Below are 18,800 nucleotides of genomic sequence, written 5' to 3'. Positions count from 1 at the left end.
TCCGCACTCGATCATCCGTGGATCACCGCCAGCGTTCCGTCACCGTTGTCGACATAGACCATATGTGTGCCGGTATCGATGCCCAGCGCGGCCGAAGCAGTCGTACTCGGCAGTGATTTCACCACCGAAAGGGTGGTCGTATCCACAACGGCGATCGTCGGCGTTGTTTCTCCGCCCACGTATGCGCGGTGGGCGCCGGGGTCGACGACAACTCGGTACGGAGTGAAACTCAGGGCGACGGACTTCAGCACGGAATTCGTTGCGGTACTGATGGCCGTCAGGCCGGAGGAGGTACCACCGGGGTTCTGCGCGGTGGTGGTGACGTAGGCCAGGTGCGCGGATTCGTCCACCGTGACGTCGTATGGACGACCTTCCAGCTTTATCGCCGCCTTCGGCGCACCCGATGTCGTGTCGAAGACTCGCAGAGTGTTGTCGGCCCCGGCGACATAGACCGAGCGCGCCACCGAATCCACTGCCGCATAAGAAGAATAGACTCCTGCCGCCACTGAACCGACGATGCCCGGCCCCGTCGGATCTATCGTGGTCAGGGCGCTCGACTGAGGATTGTGTCCATCGGTGTTTCCGACGTCGCTGTAATCGACGACGTAGGCGAGGTGGGTCTGTTGATCGACAGCGACTCCCCAGCATTGATCCGGCATCGAGATTTCCCTCGTCACCGCACCGATTCGAGTGTCGATGATCGACACCGTACTGTGATCGGCCTGGCCCGGGCCGGAATTGACGACATACAGGGTGTGACCTTCGCGATCGAGCGCCACGCCGCGTGGATAATCCCTGACCTTGATGGTTTTCGTGACCACCCTTCGGGTGGTATCCACCACCGATACGGTGCCGTCGCTGCTGTTTGCGAGGTAGGCGAGGTTGTCGACGCTATCGATCGCTATCGATCCGTCGACACCCGATCCGACCCCTGTCACCGTCGCTCCAGGGGGTACGGGATGACTATTGCTGCTGCCGACTACCACGACAGTCACTGTGACCACCGCGAGCACAGCGACGACCACACCCACGAGAATGGGCAGCAGTACCTTCGCTCGCCGGCCTGAGCGCCTGCGTCGAGGCGGCCCGAACGGAACGGCCGAGGTATTCGGGGTGTCGTTCGGCGGTGGCGGTGAGCCGGGCGGTGTCCGGGCATGGATGAGTGTGGAGGCACCACCGGCCGTCGGCGCGACCAATCCGCCTCGGGCGACCTGGGTGTCCGGTTGTTCCGGGAGGAAAACTTTTCCGAGACTGCCGAATATGGTTCGTACGAGTGGAGTCCGAGCGCATCCACCGATCAACAGGACGGACTCGATGTCGGCCACGTCGGTGATCCCCGACTGCTCGAAAACCATGCGTGCGATACCGGCGGCTCGCAGGACATCCGGGCGGATCAGGTTGTCGAATTCGCCGCGTGTCAGGGTCAGCGGGACGACAGCGCCACTGTGGACCCGGACCACGATCTCCGCAGTCGGCTGTTCCGAGAGCTTCTGCCTCGCAACGCGGATCGTATTCCACAGCTCGGCTGTGTCGACCGGGGTGCTACCCGGCGTATGAGTGTCCACCCATCGTTGGATGGTGGCATCGAAACTGCGCCCGGCGACCGAGGCATCGCTTCGTGCAGCGATGGGCTGCCATGCTCCGTTCGACGTGGCTACCAAGACGGCTACGTCGAATGTGCCTGCGCCGTAGTCGATCACCGCTACGCGGGTGCCGGGCCTCGGTGGTCCGGTCTCCCTGCTGTACTGGGCTATTGCCGCGAGTGGTTCGGGCACTACACGGATCTGCGAGGATGTGTATCCAACCTGTGCCGCCGCCGCAGCCAGTGCGTCTGTACGGTCCGGGGGCCACGACAGCGGACAGGTCAGCACAATACGATCGGGTCTTCGACCGGACCACGAATACACCAGCCGATCGGTCAAGGACCGGACGACGGCCATTGCCGATTCGCGTGTCGACGCAGCGCCGGAATTCGTAGTGAGATACGGTCCGATCGGTTCGATCAACTCTTCGGCCGCAGCTGGTGGCGAATTCGAATCGGTATCGACCGTTGCGGCAACCGCCGCGACCGTCGCGCTGCCCATGTCGATGACCACCCACCGTGACGAGTTCACCGGCGCTCGTCCTTGATGGCCCGGATGATGGCCGCTATCTCCGTATTTATCAACCCGACGAAGCGCTCCGGACCGCTTCCGTACGCCAGAATCGGACTCCCATCGACTACCACGTAGCGCCCGTCATCGAGATGGTCGCGCCAGACCAGGCCGCGCGCGGTCCTACCACGCGGGCCGAAGTGGGTGATGCCCTGGCTGATTTCGATAGTTCCGATCGAGCCTGCCCTGGCGCGAAGGAATTCCCCGACGCCGCCCGGACCGTCATCCATCGTGTCCCATACTGTCGACACCCCCGAGATCTCCGCCGCTCCATCGTTGTCGGGTACCGGTACGGCGATATCGGATATCCGTCCTGCCGATGTCACCGGAAGTGCCGCGACGACAACATCTGCGAGCCGGATCGGGTCGCATTCGACCACAGTGAACCCAGCGCTGTGCTCGACCGTTGCGCCGGGCAACTGCGACACGAGATATCCGCGATTTTCCCGGCGAGCCGCGAGTAGTCGAATCAGCTGCTTCGGATCGTCTGGATATCGGACGTCGCCGCCCTGCACGATCAGTTTGACATCAGGCGCTGTGATATCGGCGAGAAATCGGTGGACGGCGGGATCGGACGCGATCGGAGACTGTTCCCGGATGCGTCGCATCTCTCGTTGATAGTCGTCTTCGAATTGAATATCGGACAGGAAACTGAACGGCAGCGGAAGTAGAAATTCATCACGTGTCGTCTGCCACAATGCGGCGAATTCGTGATCGGTGAACATCCATCGCGGATTCATTTCTCCACCACCGGTTTGACGACTTGTGGCCCCTTCCCGAGAGCATCATCCAGATGTTCCGTCGAATCGAGGTACGCTGCGCGCTTGCGTTCCTTGCTCTGCTGTCCACCCGCACCGTGCGCCGCACCGGCAGGCATGCCGGGCGAGCCCGCACCGGCGGCAATCCCGGCACGCCCGGCTGTCGTCGAGGATTCGGCGGCCGCATTCGTCGCGGCGGCCGGGGTGGCGGCCCGCGGAAACAGCCGCGCCGACTGCGAGGGGTTGCGGGACGAGCTCGAATTCGGGCCTCCGATACCTGCCGTGCCGCCGCCGGCACCCGAGCCGGCACCGCCACCGAGGCCGGGTCCGGCCAGGCCGGGTCCGGCCGACTCCAGACCGATGGGAGCCAACTTCGATGCGGCATCCGTGACGTCGCCGCGGACCCCCTGCGCCGCTTGCTGTGCGAATTGAGCAGCTTGTTGCGCAAGTTGTTCGGCTGTACCGGCAGCCTGCTGTCCTGCCTGTTGTGCGGTACTGCCGAGTTGTTGTGCGAGGCTTGCGGCCTGTTGGCCGAGCTGATCGAGCGGCGACCGGGTGGAGGAGGGATCCGCGGGCTCGGTGGCTGGTGGTTTCGCCTGCAAATCGTCCTGAGGCGCAGGGATGTCGGAAGGAACGGCGGGTGCATCGCCGGGGCCCAGTGCCGTGCTGATCGGACTTGTCGGCGACACTGCGGTTCCCGGTCCCGGCCCGACCGGCACGACCGGTGCGGGCGGAACCGGAGCGCCCGGATCGAGTATCACCCCCTGATCCGACGGAATGCCGTTGAAGGCCGCGGCGGGATGTTCCAGCACCGGAATGTGCGCGCAGGTGAATTGCATGCCCGGTACGTAAGTCTTTCCGTACGCATCCGCGAGACGATTGCGGTACTCCACGTCACCGGCATAAACGCGGTCGTGGAATACGAGGTAGCTCGTTCTCATCTTGGTGCTGTCCACGTTGTCGAGTGCATTCGTGGTCGCTTCGATCCATCCCGCAGTGTACAACAGCGTCTTTCCGAATGCTGTCATATTGTCCTGGAGGTGGGCCGAACTCTTGGCGTAGGTACGGATCGATCGCGCGGCTATGGCGCCACCCGGGCCGGTCCAGGACTGGTCGGTGACCCGATTGGCCCGGCTGGCGAATTCTGCGAATATTCCGGCGAGTTGCGCTGCCATGCCGTTCCAGGTGTCGGAGAAATCCCGGACCCGCTCCGGTATATTGGTGGTTCCCCATCCGTAGAAGCTCATGAGGGCGTTTAATTTTTCCAGAGAGAGGCTGGCCGGGGTCTCGGGCTGGATCGTTACATCTTCGAATCCCTGTGCATTCTGCAGATCCTTGGGCTCGTCGTGTTCTCCGACATTGGGTATGGAGGTGGGACCGGGAATATCGACGAGTCGTGCCGGAGCCGGATCCTTGTTGATCGAATCGAAGACGGCCTGATTGTGCCCCTCCGCTTGCGCGTATGTTTTCGCGGCGGCTTGGACGGTATCGATCATGTCCGAGAGGATCGCGAGGTGATCGTCGCAGATCTGGCCGAGTTCCTTGCCTTTGGCGGAGAATTGCTTGGCCAGTTCCTGCCCCGAGACCAGAGAGGACAGTGGCCCGTCGCCGGTGACCCGCCCGACCTCCTGCTTCAACGCCTTTACGCCCGCAATGAGATCCGATATCGTGCCGATGAGATCGGACGCCACCGAATCGTCGAACTTCATGTTGAATCCGCCGGTGGCTATGCCTTTCAGCGCGGGCCACGGTGTGACCGGCGGCGCTGGTTGGTCGTCATGTCCGGTCATCCGGATCCCCCTCCTGAATCCCGCAATGTCGAGCGTCGCATCACACGCTACGACGCTCGTCGCGCATGACGCTACCCGTGCGGCGACGCAACGGTACTCGGCGAATCTCTACCTCGGCAAAGGATGGAGGTCGGGCGCGCCGCATGGCCGAGGTTCGGTACTTCCATGGCCGGACCACAGCCGAATCCCGCTGGCGCACATGAGCCGTGGGTGCTATACCTGTTTTGCTACACAGGAGGGGAGTAAGAAGCATGGGTGACCTGGACCCGCCGGATGAGGATTTCGCCGGCGAAGACTCGGATCGTCTGCCTACCTGTACCGCGGCCTCGGTGACCGGTTCGATCGTGGTGCGGACCACGGAACAGGGTCTGCCGCTGGGGATTCGGATCGAGGCTGCCGAGTTGTACGGTAAGGATCCGATGCAGTTGGCCGGTGAGGTCCTGCGGTTGTGTCAGCGGTCGGCCAATCGGGCCGGGCTGGCGCGACGGAAGCAGTTGGCGGAGGCCGGGATCAGTGCTGCGAGCCTCGCGCACAGCGGGTTGCCGACGGAGGCCGAGCTGGCTCGGCAGGAGATCGTCGAGGAGCAGGACTACGACACGGAGCCGCAGAGCTGGCTTCGGTCGATCTGAAATATCGAGGGGTGGGCAGTGATCGAGTCGATGGACGACCTGGAGGCTCGGGTTCGTCGGCAGTTGTATCGGATGCAGGGTTTCTCGGAGGATGTGGCGCGCGTTCGCGCGCGCGAGGTCTCGGAGGACGGCGCCATCGCGGTCGAAGTCGACGGTAACGGGGCTTTACGGAATCTCGAGTTCTCGGGCGATATTTCGCGTATGTCGCCGGAGGAGTTCGAGCGGATCCTCGTGGACACCGCGAATGCGGCTGCGCAGCAGGCATTTGCTCGCCTCTCCGAGCTGATCACCGAGTTCAACGGTGCTGCGGCGGATCGGGCCGGCGGATAATCCGTCGCCACTGCCGAAATGCGATGAGATTCTGGCGCAAGCACTTTCATCTCTGTAACGTCAATCGGATCGACACATCCGGGAGGGAAATCCAATGGGCGACCTTGTGAAAGCAGATCCGGCCGCTATTGCGGCGTTCGGTACCCAGCACGCCGGGATGGCGGGGCAGGTGGCGGGGTCCGCGGCTGCCGACGTGGTGGGTTCGCTGGCGTCGGCCGTGCCGGTGTTCGGGCTGATCGGGCAGGACTTCCTGGCCGCATTCGCGCAGGCGCAGTTCAGTTTCCTGCAGTCGAGCGCCGAGATCGCCGCTGTGCATGCCGGTATCGCGACGGGTGCGCTCGAAGGGGCTGCCACGTACACCGGTACGGAACTCGGCAACGCGAACTCGTTCATATCGAGTATCGCCGGCCTGCTGTGACGACACCGGCCGTGGGGGCGGTGGGCGGCCGACTCGATCCGACCGTGCTGGATGTGCTGCGCGGCAGCCCGATCGGGCCCATGCTGGATCGGCCGGTCTCGGATATGTTGCGGGACGCGGGTTTACCGCAACTGCCGGCGCTGCCACAGCTTCCCGCGCTGCCGCAGTTGCCGAATCTGCCGCCCCTGCCGAATATCGATCCGTCGGCGCTCATCCAGCCGGCGCTGCAACTGCTGCAGGCCTTCGGCACCGGCAAGCTCGGTGGCGGGGGCTTCGATCCGACGCAATTGTTGTCGTCGGTGGCGAACGCGCTGATGTCGACGGCTTCCCAGGGCGCGAGTGCGAATGCCGCGGTCGCACCGAATTGGAACAGTGACGCGTCCGACAAGGCGCAGCACAAGAGCGATCAGGCGCAACAGGACAGCGTCAAGGTCGCCGATCAGGGACAGCAGCAGAAGATGATCCTGCTGCAGGCCCAGCAGGTCGTCGCCGAGGGGGCCGCCGAACTCACCGGGGTGATCCAGAAGTTCATCGCCGAGGTCGTCGCGGGCGGTGTCTTCCTGTTCACGCCGGTGGGGATCCCGTTGCTGATGGGCATGGCCACCGAGGCCGTCGGGGAGGCGACCACGATCGCCGCGAAGACCCGCGGCGAATTGACGGTGCAGACCGCGCAGATGGCCACGGCCGGTTTCAAGATACCGATCGACGGGGTGCCCGACCCGGGAGAGATCTCCGGTCTGGCCGCACAGGCGGTGAATCTCGTTCAGCCGTACCTGCAATCGGGTGCACAGGCCGCGACCCAGGTGGCCTCGGTCGGCGAACAGGCTGTGAGCCAAGCGGTCTCGGCCGGCCAGCAGGCCATCAGCCAAGGCGCGCAGGCGTTGTCGAGCGCGGCGAGTTCGGTGCTGGGCACGGCGGGGCAGGCCCTGCAGGGCGCGTCCACCCAGGCGGTGTCCGCGGCCGAGCATGCGTCGGCGGACCTCGGCCTCGACAGTGCGGCGACCGGTGAGACGGCGGGCGGCGGCGGAGTCGCGGGTATCGGCGGTATGCCGCTCGGCGGGGCCGGTGGCGGGGCCGGCAGCCCCTGGCAGGGTGGCGTCCCGCGCGCGGGACTGCCGAATCTCGGGCAGCCGCACGTGCCGCGCACCGGCGGCCAGACCGAGGAAACCGAAACGGAGACAACGACAACGACGACAGCCGCGGCTCCCGGCATGATGCCGGGCGCGGGCCTGGCCGGGGCCGCGCGCCCCAGCGAGGGTGGATCCGACGGCGAACACCGCCCGAACCTCGTCACCAGCGCCCACGGCGACGAGGTCGTGGGCACCATCGAGGGGGTCTCGCTGCCGGTGGTCGGTGCGGCCGAACCGATGCCGGAACCACCTCCCGACAAAGAGCTCACGCTCTGAAAATCCGGTAGGAACAGGAGATTGTCATGGTCACGAGCGATTTCGACGGCGTGCAGTTCGACCCGGTGGCGGCCCGGCAGGCGGCCGCGCAATTGGACGGTCTGGCCGGTCGGCTGGCCGGTGATCTGCAGGACGAGCGGCCGCGTCTGACGGCCGCGCCGGCCGGATCCGACGAGGTCTCGGTTCGGGCGGCGCAGACGCTCGAGGCCGTGGCCGAGTCGTTCCGGAGCAGTGCCGACGCGGGCGTGCTCGAGGTGCGCAAACTCGCCGCCACGCTGCGCGTGCAATCGGATCATTTCGGACAGGCGGAAGCCGACAACAGCGCCGACTTCGGCGGCGTCACGACGGCCTGATCGAGGCAGCGATGGTAGTGGAGCCGACGAAACCGGGATTCACCGGGACGGTCTGGGAATCCAGGCCGCCCGAGCAGCTCGCGCGCGAACTCGTCACGGGTGCGGGTGCGGCGCCGACCGCCGAGGCCGGACTGGCCTGGGCGCGGCTGTCGGCCGGATTCGCCTCGGCTGCCGTCGAATACGAGCGGATCCTCGGCCTGATCGACTCCGCCTGGCAGTCCCGGGCGAGCCGGGACGTGCTCGATCGGATCCGCGCCCTGCGGGATTGGCTGGCCGAGGCGGCGGCCTCGGCCGCCGCGAACGCGGCACACGCCGAGACGCACGCCGCCGCCTACGAGATCGCCCGCCTGGCCATGCCGGATGCCGGTGAGGTCGAAGCGATCCACGCCATGCAGAAGAACCTGGAACAGGTGGGCACCGCGCTGGGCGCGCCGATGCTGGGCAGCCTGGCGCAGCTCGACGGTCAGGCCGACGCGGCAAAAGCCGTTGCGGCACGGGTCATGCGCACCTACGAGGCGACGACCGAGCCGCTGGCCACCCCGTGGGAGCAGGAGGCTCCACCCGTGGTGGCCACCGAGGCGGCCCTGTCGGCGGAGACCGGCGCGGCGGCGGAGGTAGCGCCGGCGGCCGCGCCGCCGATGCTGCCCGGCGGTTTCGCGGGTCTCGGGCCGGTCGATTTCGCGCGGCCGCTCACCGCCTACCGCTCCCGCAACGTGAACCGGACGTCGACCGAGTCCACCGTGGAAACCACTGCGAACGAACAGGTTTCGGTGCAGTCGGTCGGTTCGATGCCGATGGGCGGAGCGCCGATGGCCGCCGCGGGACAGGCCAAGCGACAGCACTTCCCGCGTGCCGCCCTGCCGGGCGAATCCGCGGCCGCGGCGGCCCAGCTCGATGTGGAGTCGGGAATGCAGGCGGCTCCGGCGGTGCTCGGTGGGCTCGATCCCGCCGCGCCGCGTATCCCGACCGGGATAGAAGTTGTTTCCGCACAACGACACTCGGACGCACAGGCCGCGCCCGAGCCGGCCGGGGAGCACCGGGCGACCGCAGGGGAGGCGCCGTCGTGACCACACTGACCAACGACAGTCTGCTGGCGCTGGCCGGGCATCTCGGCGTGCAGACGCTGCCGCTGGTGCTCGCGGCGTCGCCGCGGCAGGACACGTACGAGGCGTGGTCCGCGGCGCAGGCCCGGGCGATCGCGGAGCTGACCGCCGATCGCCTGATCGATCGGCACGGCGACGTCGAGCCGGAGATCGCCACCTCACTGTTCGTGCTGGCGCAGCCGGAGCGTGAACTCGTCGCCCGGATCATCGCCGAGGACAAGCAGATTCGGGTGTGCCTCGCTCGTCGCGGCGCCGCTCATACGCTGGCCGTGCGCCAAGGCGACAGTTACGACATCCGCCCGATCTGGGCGGACGGGTCCAGCGAATCGCTGGCCCGGCCGATCCTGGACGTGCTGGGGCCGTCGACGGCAGCGGACGTGGTGAACGTGAGCGCGCCGGCGACCGACCTGCGGGACCGGCTGGACGGCGCCGCCGGCTCCGCCGGATATGCCGACGCCCTCTACGGGCTCGGCGTCGAGGACCGGGATGCCACGGCGTACGGGCTGGCCCTGGATTCGTGCCACCGCCACACCGAGCTGGTGGCCTATGCGCACGCCGACGGCGTGATCGACCGATCACCGGCCGGCGTCGTGGTCTACGACACGGCGCGTGGCCGGATCGTCGCGGCCCCCGGTGTCGCCGCGGATCAGCAGATCTGGGCGACATTGGCACCGGGTACCGATCACCGGATCGGACAAGCGATTCGGGGGCTGATCGAGTCATTGCCCGGGGGGAGGTGGCTGACGGATTAATTCAGATGGCACGGCGATCGGCGAATGCGCGATCGCCGGGATTTTCCCGTTCGGTGATGACTCGCTGACAAACAATTCCAATTCGACCCGAAAGGTGAGACAACATGACTGATGGTGTGAAGTTCATTGCGGACTCCTCCAAGTCCGCGAAGGACGATCTGTCGGAGGCCGTCGACAATATGCGGGCGACGCTCCGCGCGATCGACCAGACCGTGACCAATGTGTCCGGTTGGTCCGGCGACGCGCAGGGCGCGTTCACCGGTGTGGGTGTCGCGTGGGGCGACCAGTCCCGCAAACTGCACGCGACGCTCGACGCCATCTCCCAGCATGTGGAAACCGGCTCCAACACCTACATGCAGCAGGAGCAGGACAACATCGATATCTTCAAGCACATCAACATCTGATCGATCGATCGCACAATTGCCGCTTTCCGGGAGGGAATGACAATGTCGAGTATGGAATACCACGCCGCATCGTTGCACGAGCTGGCCGAGACCTTGAACGGCCATCTGACCCAGCTGCAGCAGCACGGCGAGCAGGTGGGGACGGCCGCCAAGACCCTGGGCGTGGCCTGGGAGGGCAACGAGGGTCACGAGCAGTTCGCCGCCGTGCACAGCAAGTGGGATCAGAACCACAACGAGGGGATGGAAGTGCTGGGGCGAATCACCAGCGCGGTCACCGAGGCGCTGACGCGCATCACGACGGCCGACTCCAACGTCGGCAGTGGTTTCGGCGGTCTCTGACCCCCCGCCGCGTCTCATCCCCGCGCACCCCTTCGGAGTCGTCTTCCCGAGGGGGTGCGCGACTGTGCCAGGCCGACCAACAGTGACGGAGTTGCCATGCCGGCTCAACTGAGCACCCGCGCCCAGGTCAACGGGTATCGCTTTCTGCTGCGCCGGCTGGATCACGCGATGGTCCGCCGCGATATCCGGATGTTGCACGATCCGATGCGGTCGCAGTTGCGGTCGTTGATCGTCGGTGCGGTGCTCGCCGTGCTGCTGGTGGCGGGGTGCTCGATTCTGGCGTTCATTCGTCCGCAGGGCACGATCGGGGACAAGGCGAAGATCGTGATGGGCAAGGACAGTGGTGCGCTGTACATCGTCGATCGGGATCAGAACGACGCGAGCAGGATGACGTTGCATCCGGTGCTGAATCTGGCCTCGGCGCGGTTGATCACCGGGAGCAACGAGGCCCCGAAATCGGTGAAGGACGCCAAGCTCAACAATGTTCCGCGCGGGCCGTTGCAGGGTATTCCGGGTGCGCCGGCCGCGCTGCTGGGTTCCGGTCAGGGTGACCATTCGAATTGGACGCTCTGCGATACCGTGCGTACCGGCCGGACGGGTGCGGCGGGGCCCGCCGGCGGTGTGCAGACCACCGCGGTGGTGGGGAAACTCGATCTGAGTTCCCGGGTGCGGGCGGCGGATCGGGATGCCGCGTTGCTGGTGCGCAGTGGGGACAAGACGTATCTGGTCTACGACGGTAAACGCGCGCAGGTGGATACGCAGAATTCGGTGATGGCGCGGACGTTGAATCTGGCGGCGCAGCCGCCGCGGCCGGTCTCGCTGGGGTTGCTCGGTGCGGCGGCGGAGGTGCCGCTGCTGACGCCGCCGGTGATTCCGCACGCCGACGAGCCGGGGCCGGGCCGGTTGGGCAATATGCGGGTGGGCACCGTCATGCGGGTGGGTGGCACCGCCGAGGCGAACAAGTCCGACCTGTACGTCGTGCTCGACGATGGGGTGCAGAACATTTCGCCGTTCACCGCGCAGGTGCTGCGCAATGCCGACTCGCACGGGATGAGCGATATCCCGCAGCTGCCACCGGATGTGCTCGACGGGATGCGAATCGCCAAGGGGGATCTGCCCGTCGACGACTTCCCGGCCGAGGTGCCGAAGATCGTGCGGGTCGAGGACGCGCCGGTCGCCTGCATGGCCTGGTCGAAGGATCCGGGTACCGCGCCGGGGCGCAAGGATGCGGCGGAGGGGCCCGCCGATCGCGCGGGTGTCACCCTGCTCACCGGAACCCGTCTGCCGCTGCCGGATTCGGCCGCGCCGATGGATCTGGCCTCGGGCAACGGCGGGGGCAGCCGCGCGGACAGTGTGTATGTGCCGCCGGCCACCGGTGAGTTCATCCAGGTCACGGGGACCGAGGCGGGCAGCGTGCGCCGGGACGGGCTGTTCTATGTGTCCGACAACGGGATTCGCTACGGCATCCCGGATGTCGCGACCGCGGAGGTGCTGGGGCTGGGCCGGACACCGCGGCTGGCGCCCTGGGCGGTCGTGAGTCAGCTGGTGCCCGGCCCGATGCTGGACAAGCAGAGTGCGCTGGTCACCCGGGATGTGCTGCTGTACGACAAGCATTGAGTCACAGCGTCGGAAAGTACTGCGGGACAGCATCTTCGGGTGCTGTCCCGCGGTGGTTTCCGGGCGGATGACGATCTCGGCCGGTCAGCGCTGTGCCGTGCCCGCGAAATACCGTTGTTCGGTCGGCGTGGTCACCAGTTGCGCGGTGGCGGTGGCCGACGGGGTGATCACCGTGATCATGTTGGTGGGGTTGCGGTGCTGCAGGATGGTGACGTCGGCGTTGGGCTGCCATTGTGGCGAAACACCGGGATACAGCGTGAGAATCGTCGCCGAGCCGGGTGGGGCGGCGGCGGTGACGCCGTCGAACACCACCAGGGTGGCGGCGGGCAGCGGCAGCCGTCCGCCGGGAACGGTGTTGTGCCGCAGGCTCTGGGTGACCGAGGAGGCCAGCGACAGCGCGTGCTGGTTGCCCACGCCCGCGATCATCGCCTGCCAGGCGCCGGGACGGTTGGTGTACACGACCGCGGCCGCGCCCAGCGCGATGGCCCGCAGGATCACCTGTTGCGCGAGCATCAGGCTGCCGACGATATCGATGCGACGCGAGCCGGAACCGATGAGCGGCACCGCGATTCCGCGGCCGGTCTCGTCGGCACCGATGAGCTGCCCGCAGCCCGAGGTGGGCACCGCGAAGCCCTCCAGCGCCTCCAGCGGGCCGCGATAGCCGGCGATGCTCGCCGGTCGCACGCCGAGCGGCAGGCTGTCCAGCAGGGCCCAGGACTGTCGGCGCGGCAGTTCGTGCAGGCCCTCGATCGGCGGCTGATCCGGTACCCGCGGCAGGTCGTAGCGCACGCGCGCGTCGACTTCGAGGAGGGTGCGCGAACTTTCACCGGGTGTCCGTTCCGCCGGGCGGAGGCGGACCGCCACGGTGGTCGCCAGGCTGGGGACGGCCCACACCCGGGCCAGGCCGCGAGCGTTGATCAGCTCACTGTCGATGCGGTAGTTGACCAGGTGAACGCCGTTGAACTCCAGCGACTTCGCGGTTTCGGTGTATTCCTCGACCGGGATGCCGCGGGTCAATTCGCGTAGCGCGCTGTTCATTTCGCTCGCGGTCAGGACCGAGGCGGTGATCCCGCGGGCGGCGAGGCGGTTGGCGACGCGGCGGGTGGCGGCGGTGGCGGTGCGCAGTGCGCCGTCGGAACCGCCGCCGCGATTGCCCACGGCCTTCGCGTTGGCCAGCGGATCCAGTCGCAGCACGATCCAGACCGTGCGATGCGCGATGGCCGGCAGCGGCCCGAGGATCTCGTCGTACATCCGCGCCAGCGGCACCACGGTGGCCGCGTACCCGGACAGCACGGCTTCGTTGCTGGCGGTGCGGGTTCCGGTGCTCACGACATCGATGGAGTCCAGTTCGATGTCGAATTGCAGCAGGCAGCTCGCGATTTCGGTCAGCGGCAGCAACTGGTCGGTGCTCAGCGAGCCGCGGCGCAGCATGGTCAGCGTGTCCGGTGGCGGATCGATGCGCAGCATGGTGGTGAGTGAGGTTCCGTCCCACTGCAATCCGTAGCTGCCGCCCTCGGGCAGCGGCGCGTCGATCAGGGTGGGTTCCTCGGCGTCGCGGTGGCGCATCTGCCGCCAGCGGAAGGCGGTCCAGCGGCCCAGCCGCCGGCCGATCAGCAGACCGGCGACCGCCGGTACCGCGGCGGCCGCGGCCACGCCCCACCACGCGATGTGCAGGGCCACGGTCACCAGGGAGGCGGCGATCGCCACCAGCGCGACCGGAATGACCAGGTGCAGTGGCAGATAGCGGAACAGCCAGGGGTCGTCGGACCGCAGCGTCGCGGCGGGTGCGGCGGCGTGCCGGGCCGAGGGCGCGGTCGTGGATGAAGTCACGATGGTGTTGTCCTGCCGGATCGGTCGGGCTAGGCGAGGCCGAGCGAGGAGAGCACGTTGTCGAGCGCGGTCGTCATGTCCGGCGCCTCGATCCGCATGAGCACGGACGCGTCGGCGGCGCTCAGGTCCAGGGAATCGTCGTTGGCGAGCCGGAATTCGCGTTCCTCCTCGGCCGCCTCGATCAGGTTGCGGATGAAGCGGCCGTTGCCGGCGAGGTCGACCCCGCGGCGCGGCTGCCCGCTCTGATCGGTGCTCTCCAGCTGGTAGAGCCGCTCGCAGGCGGCCACCAGCTGGGTCAGCGCGCCCTCGGACAGTTCCGAATCACGGCTGCGCGCAATGACTTCGCCGATGCGGCCGAGTTCCTCGGCGGTGTAGGAGGGGAACTGCAGCCGCTTGGCGAAGCGAGACGCCAGGCCGTCGTTGGCCGCGAGCAGCCGATCGATCTCGCCGTCGTAGCCGGCGATGATGACGACCAGCCGGTCGCGGTCGTTCTCCATCCGGGCCAGGATGGTGTCCACGGCCTCCCGGCCGAACGCGTCGCCACCGGAAAGTCCCTGCTGGATCAGCGTGTACGCCTCGTCGATGAACAGCACGCCGTCCAGCGCGGAGTCGATCAGCTTGTCGCTCTTGATGGCGGTGGAACCCAGGTGCTCGCCGACGAAGTCGGAGCGCTTGGTCTCGATCACCTTGTCGGTCTTGATGATTCCGAGGCCGCAGTAGATCTTCGCGACCACCCGGGCGATGGTGGTCTTACCGGTGCCGGGCGGGCCGGTGAAGGCCAGATGCTGTCCGCGCGCGGCGCTGGCCAGGCCCTTCTCGGCGCGGATCTTCGCCAGCTGGGCACTCGACTGCAGCTTGGCCACCTGGGTTTTCACCGCGGTGAGACCGATCTGCCGGTCGAGTTCGGCGCGCGCCTCGGCGAGGATCTTCTTCGCCCGATCCTGGGCGTCGGCCTGCTCCTTTTCCTGCAACGAGGGCGCCGACGCCGGATCCCAGCGGTCGGTGCGGGCCTCGATGACCTCCTTGCCGGTGACCGTGATCCGGTAGGTGCGGTCCCGCATGGCCTCGGCGTTCTCGGCGAAATCCGGTGCCTGCGAATACACCTGCTCGAACAGGGCCTGGGCCTCGTCGGCGTGGCCGGTCTCGCGCAGGCACAGGCCGCGGCAGAACATCGCCGCCGTGCGCGCGGCCGGAATCGGGCCGCCCTCGGCCTGTTCCATCCGCCGGATCGCCTCGCCGAACAACCCGAGCTGCGCGCAGGCCGTGCCGACCATGACGTGTGCGCCTGCGGCCAGGTAGGGGTCCTCCCACTGCGCGGATCCGGCGAGTACGGCCATCACATCCGGCCAGCGCTGGGTGGTGTAGTGCAGCACGCCGCGGACGTAACCGGCTATGCGATCGTCGATCTCGCGTTCCGGATCGTCGGTGCGTTCGCGGCGCAGCGCGGCCAGCTCGTCGAGAACGCGCTCGGCCTCGTCGAAGTCGCGCACGGAAATCATTCGGGCCGCATAGGCGAGCCAGATCTCGGTGAAACTCGCCAGCGGATAGTCGATGTAGAGACCGGGCAGGAATCGGCCCGCGAGAACTCTTGGGGCCAAACCCAATCGACGTTGTTCCCGATGCAAACTGACGGTACTCGTCTTGTGCAGGTGGTGGAGCACATCGAGGGTGACCTCGCCGGCCGCGGCCCGGCCGAGCCATGCGTCGCACATCGTCGGATCCCATTCCGTCGCACGCGCAAAGGCGAGCTTCGCGTACTCGAGATCGCGGGTCGATTCCTGTCCGTCGATGCTCAATCCCAGGGACAGCACGCCGGCATCGAAAGCACGCTGTGCCTGGCGAATGTCGGTCATGTTCGCCGAACCCCGAATTCGGCTGTTCTGCTTACAGTTTGCCCCATGATTCCCACCCCGGATCGTACCGTCGCGCCGAAACCGGCTCTCCGATACATTATGGACGACGGCCCCTCGTGGGCAACCGAGACTTCACAGGAGCAGATCGACACGTGACAGCACAGTCGATCGGTGGCCGCGCTGCCGCCGAACCCGAATTGTGCCGAGTGTCCGTCATCGGGGGGGATACCCAGCTCGACGTCGGGCTTCCGGCTACCGTGCCCGTGGCCGCCTTCATCGGCGACCTCGTGGCGTTGATCGAATCGCGCAATCCACGATTGCCCGATCAGGAGGATGGGGGAGTACCTTCGCGTCCACAGCACTGGACGCTGGCCCGGTTGGGCCGCAACATGATCGCGCCCGGCCAGACGCTCGGCGAGGCCGACGTCCACGACGGCGAACTGCTGGTGCTGCGGCCGGTGGCGGCGAAGGAATCACCCGCGCTGTTCGACGATGTCATCGACGCGGTGGCGCGGCTGACGGCCGAGGAGTTCCGCGGCTGGTCCGCCGGGGCCGCGCGCTGGACCGGTCTGATCGCGGCGGTGGTCGCGATGCTGGCCACCCTGGGCCTGGCCGCCGCCTCACGCGCCACCGGTGATCGCTGGGTGGTGCCGTCCTTGCTCACCGGATTCGCCGTTGCCGCACTGGTTTCCGCCGTGATCGTGGCCCGCCGCTACGGCGACGAGCTGACCGCGACCGTGCTCACCGCGTGCATGCTGCTGTCGATCTTCGGCGGCGCGGCGCTGTTCGTCCCGGGTGCGCTGGGGAGTCCGCACCTGCTGCTCGGCTCGGCGGCCGCCCTGTTGCTGGCCGTGATCGGCTATCGGCTGATCGGGACCGGACCCTCGGTGGTCGCCGCGGTCGTCACGATGGTGACCTGCACGGGTATCGCCGCGGCGGTGTCGATGGTGTGGGATCCGGGCCTGCCGAAGATCGCCGCCGGCCTGTTGGTCGGTGCGCTGCTGTTGATTTCGCTGGTGCCGCGCATGGCGGCGGGCCTGGCCCGGCTGCCGGTGCCCCCCGTGCCGACCGCCGGTGGCGCGATCGATCCGGCCGATCACGAACCGCGGCCGACGATCGAGGGCATCGGCGCGATCGGCGCGACCGTGCTGCCGTCGGCGGCCGGTCTCGGACAGCGCGCCCGGATCGCCAACCACTTCCAGACCGGCATGCTGTTCGGCTGCGCCGTGCTGGCCGGGCTCGGCGCGCTGGGTTCGGTGGGCCGGTTCGGGGCGAGTCATTGGCAGGGTGCAGCGCTGGCTCTGGTCACCGCGATCGTGCTGTGCCTGCGCGGCCGCGCCTTCGCCGATCTGGCCCAGGCGGCCGTGCTGATCTCCGGCGGCGCGCTGGTATTCGTCGGGTTGAGTATCCAACTCGCCGTGGACGATTCGCGGCTGGTGCCGGTTTCGGTGGGGCTGCTGTTGCTGTTCGCGGTCGCCGTGATCGGATTCGGTGTCGTCGGACCGCATGTCGAGGTGTCGCCGGTGGTGCGGCGGTTCGACGAGATCGTGGAGTATCTGCTCATCGTGCTGGTGGTTCCGCTGGTGATGTGGGTCATGGACGTCTACACGGTGGCCCGGAACCTATGAGGCGCCGGGCCGCGTGGACGTGTCTGCTGTGTCTCGTCACGCCGGCCGTGCTGATGTCGGCCGGGCCGTCGCCTGCCGGCGCCGAACCGCTGCGGACCGTGGTGCCGCCGGTGATCGATCCGGGTGCGCTCGGCGCCGCGCAGGCGCTCAGCGGCAAGCCCGGCCCGCCCGATCCGACCGAGCCGGAACGGGTGTGCGCCAGGCCTTTTCTGCAAGGGCCGCCACCCCGGGATCCGGTGGTCGCGCAGCGGGTGCTCGATCTGCCCGCGGCCTGGCAGTTCAGCCGGGGGGCCGGGGTGAAGGTGGCGATCATCGATACCGGGGTCACGCCGCATCCGCGGCTGCCGCCGGTGCAGGCCGGCGGCGACTATGTGCAAGCGGGCGGGGACGGCCTGGCCGATTGTGACGGCCACGGCACCTTCGTGGCGGGCATCATCGCCGCCCGGCCGAGTCCCGACGACGCCTTCGCCGGGGTGGCGCCGGACGCCGACATCCTCAGCATCCGGCAGTCCAGCACCGCCTTCCAGGCCAAGAATCGCGGCGGCAACGGGCAGCCGGGCAATGTCGACGACGACGGCTACGGCAATGTGCTGACCATGGCCGCGGCCGTGGTGCGCGCGGTCGACCTCGGCGCGAAAGTGATCAATATTTCCCAGGTGGCGTGCACCCCGGCGGGATCCGATACCGCCGACGCGGCGCTCGGGGCCGCGGTGAAATACGCCTACGACAGCGGCACCGTGGTGGTCGCGGCGGCCGGTAACGCCGGTGGCGAGGGCCGCTGCAAGGATCAGAACGAGATCGGCGGCTGGGACGGGGTGACCACCGTGGCCAGCCCGGCCTGGTTCAGCCCGTATGTGCTGTCGGTGGGGTCGGTGGCGCCGGACGGCGGCCCGTCGTCGTTCACACTGCACGGACCGTGGGTGAGTGTCGCCGCGGTGGGGGAGGGTGTGGTGTCGCTGGACAACCAGCCCGGCGCCGGCGGTCTGGTGAACGCGCTGCCGGATTCGGAGAACAAGCCGCAGCTGTACGCGGGGACGAGTTTCGCCGCGCCGTACGTCTCCGGGCTCGCCGCGCTGATCCGCGCCCGGTTCCCGGAGCTGACCGCACAGCAGGTGATGGACCGGATCACGCGCACCGCGCACGCACCCGGTCCGGGCCGCGACGATCGGGTCGGCGCCGGGCTGATCGACCCGTTGGCCGCGCTGACCGCACAACTGCCGGATCAGCCGGCCGCGGCGGGTGTCGACCAGCCGCACGCGGTCGCGCCGCCGGGGCAGCCGGTGGGCCCGCCCGCGCTGCCGCGGCGCATCGCCACGATCGGTACGATCGCGTGCCTGGCCGCACTCGGAATCGGTTTGCTGATCGCGATTCCGTACCGGCGCAGGCGGATCGGCGACGAGCTGCCCGATTTCGATTCGTAGTGCCGGGGAGGGACTG

The 18,800-nt window shown here is 67.8% G+C and carries 17 protein-coding genes; 12 read left to right on the top strand and 5 right to left on the bottom strand.

The annotated features are described in order from the left end of the window. Positions 1–11: 11 nt before the first annotated feature. The 3 genes from G361_RS0123290 to G361_RS0123275 are packed head-to-tail and all read right to left on the bottom strand — an operon-like array spanning position 12 to position 4,701. Complete coding sequence (locus tag G361_RS0123290; protein ID WP_155981561.1) at positions 12–2,114, bottom strand: Hsp70 family protein; 2,103 nt, start codon at positions 2,112–2,114, stop codon at positions 12–14. Then, a complete protein-coding gene (locus G361_RS0123280; RefSeq protein WP_196814532.1) occupies positions 2,111–2,878 on the bottom strand; it encodes an ESX secretion-associated protein EspG in 768 nt (255 codons plus the stop codon). The genes G361_RS0123290 and G361_RS0123280 overlap by 4 nt, the downstream gene beginning before the upstream one ends. Positions 2,879–2,889: 11 nt before the next feature. Then, positions 2,890–4,701: a hypothetical protein gene (locus G361_RS0123275; protein ID WP_019929524.1), complete on the bottom strand. Its 1,812-nt coding sequence runs from the start codon at positions 4,699–4,701 to the stop codon at positions 2,890–2,892. A 251-nt stretch (positions 4,702–4,952) separates the two neighbouring features. Here G361_RS0123275 and G361_RS0123270 point away from each other — a divergent pair, with 251 nt between their 5' ends. The 10 genes from G361_RS0123270 to eccB all read left to right on the top strand — a co-directional run bounded on the left by G361_RS0123270 (position 4,953) and on the right by eccB (position 12,052). Beyond that, positions 4,953–5,330: a hypothetical protein gene (locus G361_RS0123270; protein ID WP_019929523.1), complete on the top strand. Its 378-nt coding sequence runs from the start codon at positions 4,953–4,955 to the stop codon at positions 5,328–5,330. A gap of 30 nt (positions 5,331–5,360) precedes the next feature. Beyond that, the gene (locus tag G361_RS0123265; protein ID WP_231386980.1) at positions 5,361–5,660 is read left to right on the top strand and encodes a YbaB/EbfC family nucleoid-associated protein; all 300 of its coding nucleotides are present in this window, start codon (positions 5,361–5,363) and stop codon (positions 5,658–5,660) included. A gap of 94 nt (positions 5,661–5,754) precedes the next feature. Continuing rightward, on the top strand, positions 5,755–6,078 hold the full coding sequence (locus G361_RS0123260; protein ID WP_063711819.1) for a type VII secretion target: 324 nt from the start codon (positions 5,755–5,757) through the stop codon (positions 6,076–6,078). Continuing rightward, entirely contained in the window at positions 6,075–7,484 is a 1,410-nt protein-coding gene (locus G361_RS0123255; protein ID WP_019929520.1) for a hypothetical protein, read from the top strand. Before G361_RS0123260 ends, G361_RS0123255 begins: the two co-directional genes overlap by 4 nt. A gap of 26 nt (positions 7,485–7,510) precedes the next feature. Next, the gene (locus tag G361_RS0123250) at positions 7,511–7,837 is read left to right on the top strand and encodes a PE family protein (RefSeq protein ID WP_019929519.1); all 327 of its coding nucleotides are present in this window, start codon (positions 7,511–7,513) and stop codon (positions 7,835–7,837) included. A gap of 11 nt (positions 7,838–7,848) precedes the next feature. Then, entirely contained in the window at positions 7,849–8,904 is a 1,056-nt protein-coding gene (locus G361_RS47155) for a PPE domain-containing protein (protein WP_081635460.1), read from the top strand. Beyond that, positions 8,901–9,692, top strand: a complete 792-nt coding sequence (locus G361_RS0123240; protein ID WP_019929517.1) for an ESX secretion-associated protein EspG — start codon at positions 8,901–8,903, stop codon at positions 9,690–9,692. Before G361_RS47155 ends, G361_RS0123240 begins: the two co-directional genes overlap by 4 nt. A gap of 104 nt (positions 9,693–9,796) precedes the next feature. Next, complete coding sequence (locus tag G361_RS0123235) at positions 9,797–10,096, top strand: WXG100 family type VII secretion target (RefSeq protein ID WP_081635459.1); 300 nt, start codon at positions 9,797–9,799, stop codon at positions 10,094–10,096. Positions 10,097–10,138: 42 nt separating this feature from the next. Further along, positions 10,139–10,435 (top strand): WXG100 family type VII secretion target, encoded by a 297-nt coding sequence (locus tag G361_RS0123230; protein ID WP_019929515.1) that lies wholly within the window; start codon positions 10,139–10,141, stop codon positions 10,433–10,435. A 96-nt stretch (positions 10,436–10,531) separates the two neighbouring features. Further along, entirely contained in the window at positions 10,532–12,052 is a 1,521-nt protein-coding gene (gene eccB, locus G361_RS0123225; RefSeq protein WP_019929514.1) for a type VII secretion protein EccB, read from the top strand. Positions 12,053–12,136: 84 nt separating this feature from the next. On the opposite strand, the gene eccE is transcribed toward eccB, so the two are convergent. Both eccE and eccA read right to left on the bottom strand, forming a co-directional pair. Further along, positions 12,137–13,882 carry a type VII secretion protein EccE gene (gene eccE, locus G361_RS44570; RefSeq protein ID WP_019929513.1) on the bottom strand — a complete coding sequence of 582 codons (1,746 nt, stop codon included), beginning with the start codon at positions 13,880–13,882 and terminating at the stop codon, positions 12,137–12,139. A gap of 29 nt (positions 13,883–13,911) precedes the next feature. Continuing rightward, positions 13,912–15,735: a type VII secretion AAA-ATPase EccA gene (gene eccA, locus G361_RS0123215; RefSeq protein ID WP_019929512.1), complete on the bottom strand. Its 1,824-nt coding sequence runs from the start codon at positions 15,733–15,735 to the stop codon at positions 13,912–13,914. A 152-nt stretch (positions 15,736–15,887) separates the two neighbouring features. Between eccA and eccD the strand changes: the two genes are divergently transcribed. Beyond that, positions 15,888–17,363, top strand: a complete 1,476-nt coding sequence (gene eccD, locus G361_RS0123210) for a type VII secretion integral membrane protein EccD (RefSeq protein ID WP_019929511.1) — start codon at positions 15,888–15,890, stop codon at positions 17,361–17,363. Continuing rightward, on the top strand, positions 17,360–18,784 hold the full coding sequence (gene mycP, locus G361_RS0123205; protein ID WP_052172701.1) for a type VII secretion-associated serine protease mycosin: 1,425 nt from the start codon (positions 17,360–17,362) through the stop codon (positions 18,782–18,784). Before eccD ends, mycP begins: the two co-directional genes overlap by 4 nt. Positions 18,785–18,800: the final 16 nt, after the last annotated feature.

This window comes from Nocardia sp. BMG111209 (assembly GCF_000381925.1).
GTDB lineage: Bacteria > Actinomycetota > Actinomycetes > Mycobacteriales > Mycobacteriaceae > Nocardia.
This window is presented reverse-complemented; position numbering and strand designations above follow the sequence as displayed.

Excerpts from the sequence above, each read along its gene's own strand:
- mycP (WP_052172701.1), top strand. The coding sequence starts at position 17,360 with ATGAGGCGCCGGGCCGCGTGGACGTGTCTGCTGTGTCTCGTCACGCCG.
- G361_RS0123270 (WP_019929523.1), top strand. The coding sequence starts at position 4,953 with ATGGGTGACCTGGACCCGCCGGATGAGGATTTCGCCGGCGAAGACTCG.
- eccB (WP_019929514.1), top strand. The coding sequence starts at position 10,532 with ATGCCGGCTCAACTGAGCACCCGCGCCCAGGTCAACGGGTATCGCTTT.
- G361_RS47155 (WP_081635460.1), top strand. The coding sequence starts at position 7,849 with ATGGTAGTGGAGCCGACGAAACCGGGATTCACCGGGACGGTCTGGGAA.
- G361_RS0123260 (WP_063711819.1), top strand. The coding sequence starts at position 5,755 with ATGGGCGACCTTGTGAAAGCAGATCCGGCCGCTATTGCGGCGTTCGGT.
- G361_RS0123230 (WP_019929515.1), top strand. The coding sequence starts at position 10,139 with ATGTCGAGTATGGAATACCACGCCGCATCGTTGCACGAGCTGGCCGAG.
- G361_RS0123250 (WP_019929519.1), top strand. The coding sequence starts at position 7,511 with ATGGTCACGAGCGATTTCGACGGCGTGCAGTTCGACCCGGTGGCGGCC.
- G361_RS0123280 (WP_196814532.1), bottom strand. The coding sequence starts at position 2,878 with ATGTTCACCGATCACGAATTCGCCGCATTGTGGCAGACGACACGTGAT.
- G361_RS0123235 (WP_081635459.1), top strand. The coding sequence starts at position 9,797 with ATGACTGATGGTGTGAAGTTCATTGCGGACTCCTCCAAGTCCGCGAAG.
- G361_RS0123275 (WP_019929524.1), bottom strand. The coding sequence starts at position 4,701 with ATGACCGGACATGACGACCAACCAGCGCCGCCGGTCACACCGTGGCCC.
- G361_RS0123265 (WP_231386980.1), top strand. The coding sequence starts at position 5,361 with ATGGACGACCTGGAGGCTCGGGTTCGTCGGCAGTTGTATCGGATGCAG.
- eccA (WP_019929512.1), bottom strand. The coding sequence starts at position 15,735 with ATGACCGACATTCGCCAGGCACAGCGTGCTTTCGATGCCGGCGTGCTG.